Raw genomic sequence first — 8,812 nt, 5'->3', positions numbered from 1 at the left:
ACCAAGCAATTCATGAGGCAGATGCCGAGGAGTTCTTCGAAGCAGTTGAGGAATTCAAATTCGCCCTTTATGATGAGTGCGACGTCCGTCGAGCCGCACTTTACTTGGACGTGGAGTGGCTGCGTGAATGCTTGTTCGGCGACCTCACGACCGAGGAGTTCGTGAACCGGATTCTCATGATCCTTGGAGCTGTCGAAGCCGACGATGGGCCAGAAGGCAATCCTACTGACTAAGCAAAAGTAGGCCCCTTTTCGGTCCGAGCAAGTAACGATCTCAAAAAACCCCGGTAGTATTTTCCTCAGAGCGACCCCCATATAGCGTCATAGACAACGCAGGGGTGTGGCTATGGACAGGGTAGTTGTCATCGCTCATACGGACCATGACCCCCACTAATCGAGCGTTTGGCATTGAATTCGGGGAACTGCGCGATGAGTTCGAACAACTACCTTATCCGATCGCAAACGCCGACCTTCTGGAACGACACGGCAACGCAACACTCAGCGTGCCAAATGGCGATTATTCCTTAGAGGAAGTATTAGCACCGTTTGAGACCAGCTCGTATGATGATAGTGACGACGTGTTCGACGCCATATTCACGATGGTCGGTGAGCAGGCGATCGGGCGGAAATTCTACTCCGATCGGACACCACCAGCACTCGGAGAAGATCGTCCCGATGATGAGCTCTCGTTCTGAGTCTCGCCGTGAATCCAGTATCTTCAACCTGGACGGTAATCGATATATGATTGCAGCTTTCTTTGGTGACGACCGAGTCCAGTGACGTTCTAACTACCTTCAAATTCTTATTGCATTCTATGATGACACCTAGACAAGCTCGATCTCCGGACTGTCAAGAACGCCTATTACCAGCAGTATCAAGAGACGTACGCTGTCGGCCGTTGATGCGGAGCGTCTCCGTTGATTAGGACCAACAGAGGGGAGTCGCTCCGCAAAGAAAATCTCCCTTGTGTAATACCTCTTGACGTTTTCAGCCAGCAATGAGACGCGCACGACGGAATGGACGTCCACACCACAGGTGCAAGCGTTTTTGGGATAGTGGCGGTCTTATTCTCATTGAAAAGACCAAGATTTGTTGCACAAGGTCAAACCAAGAGAGAGTAATCTTTGCGCCCGGCTACAGATGTTATCATTAGCTCTGTTGAAATCCTCAGAATTCGATAGAACGAGGTGCTGCATACAGAAGATGAGTTCAGCCAGAGCGGTCCCGATAGAGGAGTGCAGTTATCAGCATAGGCGGTATATGTCTCTATATGCCCGAAGAAGTCCTGTTCAAATCGGAAAGCGATCAGAGTCGAGAGGAGATCGCATCGTACCTTCGCCGTGTAGCCGACAAGTTGGAACAAGGGGACGCAATCACGCTAACATCGGGGACCGAGTCCGTGACGATGGAGCCGCCAGCTCGCCCGACGTTCGAGGTCAAAGCCGAGCGTGAGGGGCCGACGGATGGATCCGGTGAATTGAGTATCGAGTTCGAACTCGAATGGGACGAGAACGCCAGTGGGGGAGACAGTGGGAGCGGCCAGCTAGAAATCGAGTGATTAACTAGCGCTGTGTATACAGTACAGCCGCTGAAACCGATCATAGGCTGAGGATCCCAACAAAGCCATTCTTTTCGAGTTACTCGTTGTGTTTAACTGTGATAACGGGAACTGGCGCAGAGCGGACGGTCTTTTCAGCGACGCTCCCGAGCAGGATTCGATCAGTCCCACGCTTTCCCGTCGTCCCCATTACGACGGCGTCAATGTCGTTCGAATCGATGGTGTCGAGTATCTTCTGGACAGGTGTACCGTGTTCGATGTGACGAACAGTGTTCGTCACCCCGTATGTCTCTGCCTCTAACACGACATCCTCAACGGCATCGGTCGCCGTCTGTTCACGGTCCTGTCCAGACACGCTTGAACGAACGTCCAGACCGAGCGACCTCTCATCTACGATGGACAGCCCATGAACGGTCGCATCGAGAGCCGCTGCAAGCGAGAGGCCATATTCGGCGGCACGAGCGCCACCGGCGCTCCCATCTGTCGGTATAAGAATATTTTCGTAGGGGAACGCTAGCTGCTCATCGGGCTGCATCCGGGCCGTGAGAACAGGAACAGAAGCCAAACGGATGACCTCCTCGGTGACGCTTCCGAGAAGGTATCGTGATACTCCCCTCCGACCGTGCGTCGGCATTACAATCAAGTCGTGGTCGTATCGCTCGGCGTACTCGACGATCGTCGGCGCTGGATTCCCCTGGACGACGTCGGACTTGTAGTCCGAACCAAGCGTGTGCAGTGTCTGCTCCGCATTCTCGACAATGTCCTCGCCTTCCTGAACGAGCGCGTCAACGACCTGGTTCTCAACGACGGTGACGCTATCGCGTGTCGTATCAGCGACAAAAAGAATATGAATGGTAGCGTTGGCCCAGTGAGCGATTTCGGCAGCGTGATGCAGTGCTTCCGCCGCCCTCTCACTTCCATCGAACGGGAGCAGAATGTTCTCGTACATATGTATGAGTGACTATGGGAATTACCTTTAAATGGTTTGTCACCCACTAAATTTCAGCTCACGAATCCACCACTCTCGGATTGCATCGTTTGGGTAATCCCCATACCCACGCCACCCGTTATGTATCGGTTGAAATCCATCTTGTCGTGCGTATCCAGAAGCGACCAGTGGACGTTCGAGATACGCGCTGTATATGCAGCAGAACCGTTGCCAACTAATCGATCCCTGTTAGTAACGATGTGATCGATATAGAGCGTGAGTTCAACAGATTGGAGATACAGTATAGAAACCTATGGTTTTGTTGAAATCCTTCGTTACTGACATTCTGGAGAGATGCTCTACGAGCCATTGTTGATCAAACCGGTGAAAACTACGTGCTCTACAAAATCGCAAGATGTAAAGAGGGTTTCAACAGAGCCAAACCTATACATTTGCCCCACATACGGTTCCGTATATGGCGAGTTCAAGGACGTCCGCATTCATGCTGGGCATCGTACTCGGAACCGCACTCGTCGCCTTGGGCGTCGGCGCCTACGTGCTCTCCAACTTTGTGAGTGTCACGGCGCTCATTCCAGCCGTCTTCGGCGTTCTCATCGCCGTCTTGGGCGTGGTTGGATACCAACGGACAGATCGGCAACGACTGGCCGCCTACGGAATCGGCCTACTGGCGGTGCTCGGAGTGCTGGGATCGACGCGTGGAATCCCGGACATAATCGCGTTGCTAACGGGTGGAGCAGTCGAATCGACTATCGCGACCATCTCACAGGGCACGATGATAGTCATCTGTCTCGTCCTTCTCGCCGCTGTGATACAGTTCATCCGCTATACGCGCACTCCGACGAATCCCTGAACGATCTGTAGCCAGGAAGCTACGATTCCGAGCGCGATCGACTAAGAGTCTGGACAGTTGACGTCATCAATGGTGCGAACACAGGACGGCTGGAGGTAACGCCGTTTTCACACAGGTGATGTGCAAGATACGCGCTGTGTATTCAGCACAACTTCTGGGAAAAACATCACCGTTTGAGAGATTCCAACAATGCTAAATCGTCGTATGGCCCTGAACAACCCAACTCGCTCAACGAAAGAACGGCCAGCTCACAGAACCTCACCCGTAGTCTCGGCTGTCCGGAACGACTCCAGGTCCGTTTACCGCAGCCCATACGGAACACACGTTGCCAGCGAAATTGGACCGGACAACGCAGACAATGACTCAGGCTCAAACACACCGACACGTTTGTTCTGATCGCCAGTAGAGGACGCAAGCGAGCGTGACAATGTTGCTTCTCGCCGGCACGATCTCTGTGCCACGTGCAACATACATGATGTCCCCACCAGCACCGGTAATATCCAGTCCAGCTTACTCCGAATGCTGCCCGATACGAACGAACCCCCAGATAGTGGAGAACTACACATTGATCTACTGGATCCGCCGTACATATCCATTGACAATATCGTAACTAGTGCTGATCGTGGTCAGTCAGTGGACCTTGCTATGGTTGCTCTTACAGTGGGAGTCGAACAAATCGAGTATGAACCAGAGCAATTTTCAGCACTTATCTATTGGCTCGAAAAGCCAAGTGTGGTTGTGATGCTATTTGCAAGTGAAAAGATGGTTATTACTGGCTGCACAACCAAAAATACGGCAACAGAAGCACTCGAGATCGCTGTTTCCAAAGTGCTTGATGCATGATCTTCTGTGAACGGTCGTGGTCGTAATTCTCTGCTAGTGTAGTTATAGCTGATATCTTCCCCGTATCAAGAGTCCAAATGTCTATCGGATACATGGCTTCGGCGAAACGCTGTACAGCTCTTCGAGAGAGCTGTCGATCTGTATCGGACGTTCTTGCAGGCGCTCAATTCCATGCAGAAGTATTATTTAAAATTAATATCTATGGCGTTCTTGACGAAGAGGAGGGCTGTGACATTTTTCTCACGTAGTGAAGGAACGTCTCGATAGAGCTAATCACGAGATGAGCTTCAACAGTGATAATCTTGAGTCCCAGTACGGAAATACGATCCCAGAGGTCAATGATAATACCTTTATCGACAATTCGGTCCAGTATCGCTGCTAGACTTGACGTGCTTGGTCGAGCTGAACTCATAATCTCATTATGAATAGGTACCGTATCTGTATCCACTTAGTGTTTCGTAGATAATCTCTACCTTAACTGTATAAAATATCAATTACAATAGCAATTAACCTTGGAACGAGAGCTAAAACAGTAAGTAATTATTATATTGTTCACCAGCCACTCATGTGGTCTAACAATATTACTGGAAATAGGGTTAAACTCATAATTCGATATCAAAGACAAGAGTGAGTAGTCCGAAACGGTCGCGAGTACACGCATGCTCTCGTTGGCTATGCGCTCGTCCAGGCGTTTACAGACGTCAACCCAACCGTCGGTGTTATCGTTGGAATTCTTCCCGACGTCGATTTCTTCTTCCCAGCGGCTTGGGGAACACCATTCGTTCACCGGGGGATAACGCATACGTTGTTGTTCGTCGGTGTGGTCGTCGCCGTGGCTACCCTTGTTCGCTTCCCCAAGCGACTTGAACTGGCAAGTGGCCTCGCTGTTGTCTCGCACTTGGTGATTGATTCAGAATCACCAATGGCCTGTAAGAGCCACCCGAGCAATGAGTGACTGAACGCAATTACTCACACATAGCATCGATTTCAGAATGAGCAAAGAACTCTAATTGCTGTTGATCAAGCGGAAGCGAAGCAATCTCTCCTGCAACATTAATGACGAGCTTGTGAGTGCCTTCATTACTATCTATCCACGGCGACAGAGCAAACCCCGTCTCATCATTCAGACAACAACTAGTGAGAGTAGTCTCTGCGAGAGTTCGTTCGATACAGGTCTGGAGCATCTCGAGTTGGTCTCTATCACACTGAAATGAGAGATCCGTGTCTGCTGTTGTAATATGTATCCGATAACCCTCGGGTGAACTATCCACAGGTTCGATTTGAAATCCTTCCATGCGGTAGTTCCCTCTGAATTACCTGTTTGCGAAAGAGGTGCATAATTCTACTGTACTAGTCTAACGAATTACCCCACCCTGCTCGTCCTAACGGCATCGCTGAGGACGGGGTTTCCTGTTTCTACGACGGGCGTGGTTCACCATTACGGCCGTTGTGATCACCCAGCCCCGCTTCGCGTACATTCCTGGCGCGATGCTCATGGGGATATCAGTCGCCGGCGCAGTCGTGCCATGGCTGGCAGAGATCGCCAAATGCCAAGAGACCTCGTCGTCAACGGGGAGTTTGACGGTCGTAGACATACCTGTGCTACGGGCACGAGCCAAAAACGTATTTCGCCAATTGACCATCCAGAAATTCGATCCCTGCCTGTCAGCGGTAGTGGTGTGGAATGGTAACGCTACGTGTGATCAATCAACGATCTGATCAGAATCTCCTTAGAGATTCTAGGGTTGGTCGCTGAACTAGGCCCTTAGATGAGTGCGACGCTATGTTTCCTACAATAATATATCTTTATTTGTCTTCTCTAGCTATAAATTTATTATGTAAAACAAGAATTTATTCGGCGATGTTCGGTAAACAAAGCGAAACTGATAGCACCGAGTCGAATGTAGATGCGACAACTAACCGGCGAACGTTCATGGGTGCAATCGGGGCACTCACGAGTTCAGTGATTGGAACATCAGTGTTAAGCAACACGCTGTCGCACAGAAAACCCAGCGAAAGGGAACGAATCAATCACCGTGTATCACCGCACACCGAGGCTATGCGGATATCTATCCGGAAAACACCGTTGCAGCGGTTGCGGGATCATCACAACTCAAAGCAGATCGAATTGAGATTAATATTCAGACATCTAATGATGGATAAATCGTTGTCTTTCATGACGAGTACCTTGACGATTTGACGGATAAAGAGGGACCAGTAGCCGAGATGCCCGCCGAGACAATCCTTGAAGCAGAAGTCCTCGAGAGTGGGGAGACGATCCCAATATTGAAGGAAATTCTCGATGCGGCCCGACCAAGTGTCACACTAAATATCGAATTTAAGGCAGCCGGCGAGTATTCTTGGAAAGAAGTCACTGAACGAACGATAGAGATCGCGTCTAACTACCCTGGGAAGTGGTACGTCTCTTCGTTCGAGATACTAATTCATCTGTCCCGGTCGCAAAGCTATTTGGCTCAAACACAGAGAGGAACCTCCAGATTGCTCGGGAACTCGATGCAGAGGCGATTAATCCGTCCTTGAGTGTTCTTGATGCGGATCTTGTAGAGACAGCTCACAAGGAAAAACGAGAGGTGAACGTCTATACAATTGATACCTGGCAGGAAGCACGGCAGGCTGGTGAATTGAATCGGCGGACGAGGAGAGTAAGGAGAGCGACGACGTCGACGAGTAGCCAGCGATAGACCCTACTCGTCAATATTGGTGACTTGGAGGCCCTCAATACGGTTGAAGTCACTATCGCGAGTAACGATCGTCGCGCCTGCTTCACGGACAATCCCTGCTATTAGCATGTCCACTGCATTGATCGGCGTGCCCTGGTCGAGGAGTTCAGCCTCGATCATGGCCGCCTCAGTGACTGCACCTGCCGTCACCGGAAGGGGATCGGCCCAATTTAGCGCTGCCTCAGTTTCGGTAACACCTGGTTTTCGGGAGGCCTGTGCCCCGTATCGCAGAGCCTCCCACAACACCGGTATCGGGAGATACCACGCTCCATCGTAGGACTCGATTACTGTGGCCGCCTGTTCGTGGCGGGGGTTGTCGGAGCGAAGATAGTCGCTTAGGACGCTATTGTCCAAACATCTCATCGTAGTGGTCGTCAATCTCCTCGCCAAGTTGTTGGTGTTTCTCTTTGTGGTCCTGCCCTGCGTCGATGTCATCCCAAAGCCCTCGCGCCTTTTTCGGGTTGTCTCGTGACTTCGAGAGTCGGTTTACCACATCGCTGAAGCTCTCGTCACCGCGCTTGTGCGCTTTCAGGCGCTCATAGGCGTCCTCGGTAATCGTGAGTGTCTTTGTAGCCATACACGTACATGTACGTTCACGTGCACCATAAAGCTGTCTCCTTCAGAAAAAGAGCGGTAATCGGCGGATGGTCCTCAGACGCATGACGGCTAATCAGAAATGCTTCTACTCAGTTTGGAAAAGTAGAAAAGTGCGAGATAATAGCCCTGCTTCCTCCACCGCAGCGGGATGAACCGCACCGCCTCACAGTGAAGGGTTAGCCCGTTTTCGACACGGAATGTCAGTTTCCCCTTAGGAGGCGTGCCTAAGGACTTAAATTCAAAATACCACAGCCACCTTCGCAGAAGCGCGCGAAAAATCCAACCCGAAACGACGGCTCGCGCGACAAAAATCAGCCGAAAAAGTTACACATGATGATAAATCGGCTAGCTGTATCTATCCGTCCTCCAGATACGAACTGACCTCTGATACGTGCCACAGCTGACTCCTGGAACCCTCGCTCGCTCGGGACAGTCATCATACCACACGCACGAGAGAACCGCCTGCCAGATAGTGGAGAGCCGAGTAGCGGGGAGAGTTAAACGAATCATAGCAGGACACCCCATGAGTCACCAACAACCTCCTACCAGACGAAGTATGCCAAGGGTGTCCCATCTCCTCTATACCGTCATATCAGTATTGTTAGAGGGAGCTTACGGAGACGGCTCCGGACGAGTGCTCGCTCAAAATATGTGTCACACCGCCACGTTTGAGATGGCGGCCCCATTAGAACGGTGGTTCGTTAGTCGTCAGCGAGTGCGGGTTTCGTGATTGTGTCTGGGTTCTCGTCCTGTTGGTCGGCCACGGACTCGGCGGCCAGTTGCTCGAACTCCTCGCCGCCGTGTTCATCGGCAACGTACTGTGCAAACTCAAGACCGCCGTTCGGGTCGTAATTGAGCAACATATTCTCGAATGGCGAGGCTTCGACCCGCATCGGGATCCAACCCTGATGATCCTGAAGCGAAATCAGACACTCCGAGTAGTCCTTCCCGGAACGACCCGTCACGAGCCCGTTGCTCAGTGATGTTTGCGTCATCGAGTTTTGGCAGATGTGTCTGGTAGAGCGAGACATACGCGCGTTGTCGATCCCTATGAGTGACATACGCACCCTCAGTTTCCAGTTCCCACTCTGCAAGCGCGTCTGCGAGATCACTCAATCTAACAACCCCTGCATGCGAAGTAGGCTCCCATATTGCTGTCGTACCTAGGCAATCTATCGTTGACCGATGGGTGAATAAAGACTGAGTGTCAGTTCTCCTTGTTGAATATTTGAGCTCTATTCGCAGAAAATGAAACAAAGTAATAAATGGCTATTT

At 51.1% G+C, this 8,812-nt stretch carries 9 protein-coding genes and 4 pseudogenes; 7 read left to right on the top strand and 6 right to left on the bottom strand.

Annotated elements, in window-relative coordinates:
• The 3 genes and pseudogenes from HAPAU_RS21765 to HAPAU_RS14245 form a co-directional block, all read left to right on the top strand.
• Positions 1–233 (top strand): annotated as a pseudogene (locus HAPAU_RS21765) (hypothetical protein); the annotation flags it as partial.
• Between the two features lie 146 nt (positions 234–379).
• Positions 380–694 (top strand): DUF5789 family protein, encoded by a 315-nt coding sequence (locus HAPAU_RS14250; RefSeq protein ID WP_066384050.1) that lies wholly within the window; start codon positions 380–382, stop codon positions 692–694.
• A 575-nt stretch (positions 695–1,269) separates the two neighbouring features.
• Entirely contained in the window at positions 1,270–1,557 is a 288-nt protein-coding gene (locus HAPAU_RS14245; RefSeq protein ID WP_066384049.1) for an amphi-Trp domain-containing protein, read from the top strand.
• Positions 1,558–1,636: 79 nt separating this feature from the next.
• On the opposite strand, the gene HAPAU_RS14240 is transcribed toward HAPAU_RS14245, so the two are convergent.
• Positions 1,637–2,506, bottom strand: a complete 870-nt coding sequence (locus HAPAU_RS14240; RefSeq protein ID WP_066384047.1) for a universal stress protein — start codon at positions 2,504–2,506, stop codon at positions 1,637–1,639.
• Between the two features lie 454 nt (positions 2,507–2,960).
• On the opposite strand from HAPAU_RS14240, the gene HAPAU_RS14235 reads away from it, so the two are divergent.
• Positions 2,961–3,356, top strand: coding sequence for a hypothetical protein (locus HAPAU_RS14235; RefSeq protein ID WP_066384045.1), 396 nt, complete (start codon positions 2,961–2,963; stop codon positions 3,354–3,356).
• 519 nt (positions 3,357–3,875) lie between these two features.
• The gene (locus HAPAU_RS19805; protein ID WP_084383740.1) at positions 3,876–4,199 is read left to right on the top strand and encodes a hypothetical protein; all 324 of its coding nucleotides are present in this window, start codon (positions 3,876–3,878) and stop codon (positions 4,197–4,199) included.
• A gap of 199 nt (positions 4,200–4,398) precedes the next feature.
• On the opposite strand, the gene gvpJ is transcribed toward HAPAU_RS19805, so the two are convergent.
• The gene (gene gvpJ, locus HAPAU_RS21020; protein WP_157078482.1) at positions 4,399–4,611 is read right to left on the bottom strand and encodes a gas vesicle protein GvpJ; all 213 of its coding nucleotides are present in this window, start codon (positions 4,609–4,611) and stop codon (positions 4,399–4,401) included.
• A 255-nt stretch (positions 4,612–4,866) separates the two neighbouring features.
• Here gvpJ and HAPAU_RS22920 point away from each other — a divergent pair.
• Positions 4,867–5,154 (top strand): annotated as a pseudogene (locus HAPAU_RS22920) (metal-dependent hydrolase); the annotation flags it as partial.
• Positions 5,155–6,173: 1,019 nt separating this feature from the next.
• Positions 6,174–6,740, top strand: a pseudogene (locus HAPAU_RS22915) (glycerophosphodiester phosphodiesterase).
• Between the two features lie 164 nt (positions 6,741–6,904).
• Here HAPAU_RS22915 and HAPAU_RS14225 read toward each other — a convergent pair.
• From HAPAU_RS14225 to HAPAU_RS23280, 4 genes and pseudogenes are all read right to left on the bottom strand, one after another.
• On the bottom strand, positions 6,905–7,294 hold the full coding sequence (locus HAPAU_RS14225; protein ID WP_066384038.1) for a PIN domain-containing protein: 390 nt from the start codon (positions 7,292–7,294) through the stop codon (positions 6,905–6,907).
• Complete coding sequence (locus tag HAPAU_RS14220; RefSeq protein ID WP_008415464.1) at positions 7,284–7,517, bottom strand: antitoxin VapB family protein; 234 nt, start codon at positions 7,515–7,517, stop codon at positions 7,284–7,286. The genes HAPAU_RS14225 and HAPAU_RS14220 overlap by 11 nt, the downstream gene beginning before the upstream one ends.
• Before the next feature lie 721 nt (positions 7,518–8,238).
• Positions 8,239–8,532, bottom strand: a complete 294-nt coding sequence (locus HAPAU_RS21760) for a hypothetical protein (protein ID WP_169802659.1) — start codon at positions 8,530–8,532, stop codon at positions 8,239–8,241.
• Positions 8,533–8,557: 25 nt separating this feature from the next.
• Positions 8,558–8,653, bottom strand: a pseudogene (locus HAPAU_RS23280) (DUF7344 domain-containing protein); the annotation flags it as partial.
• Positions 8,654–8,812 lie beyond the last annotated feature (159 nt).

The sequence above is a fragment of the Halalkalicoccus paucihalophilus genome, from assembly GCF_001593955.1.
Lineage (GTDB): Archaea > Halobacteriota > Halobacteria > Halobacteriales > Halalkalicoccaceae > Halalkalicoccus > Halalkalicoccus paucihalophilus.
The sequence above is the reverse complement of the archived record's forward strand: the minus strand, read 5'-3'. Positions and strand labels throughout refer to the sequence as shown.

Coding starts and splice junctions, on each gene's coding strand:
- HAPAU_RS14250 (WP_066384050.1), top strand. CDS start 380: ATGACCCCCACTAATCGAGCGTTTGGCATTGAATTCGGGGAACTGCGC.
- HAPAU_RS14245 (WP_066384049.1), top strand. CDS start 1,270: ATGCCCGAAGAAGTCCTGTTCAAATCGGAAAGCGATCAGAGTCGAGAG.
- HAPAU_RS14240 (WP_066384047.1), bottom strand. CDS start 2,506: ATGTACGAGAACATTCTGCTCCCGTTCGATGGAAGTGAGAGGGCGGCG.
- HAPAU_RS14235 (WP_066384045.1), top strand. CDS start 2,961: ATGGCGAGTTCAAGGACGTCCGCATTCATGCTGGGCATCGTACTCGGA.
- HAPAU_RS19805 (WP_084383740.1), top strand. CDS start 3,876: ATGCTGCCCGATACGAACGAACCCCCAGATAGTGGAGAACTACACATT.
- gvpJ (WP_157078482.1), bottom strand. CDS start 4,611: ATGAGTTCAGCTCGACCAAGCACGTCAAGTCTAGCAGCGATACTGGAC.
- HAPAU_RS14220 (WP_008415464.1), bottom strand. CDS start 7,517: ATGGCTACAAAGACACTCACGATTACCGAGGACGCCTATGAGCGCCTG.
- HAPAU_RS21760 (WP_169802659.1), bottom strand. CDS start 8,532: ATGACGCAAACATCACTGAGCAACGGGCTCGTGACGGGTCGTTCCGGG.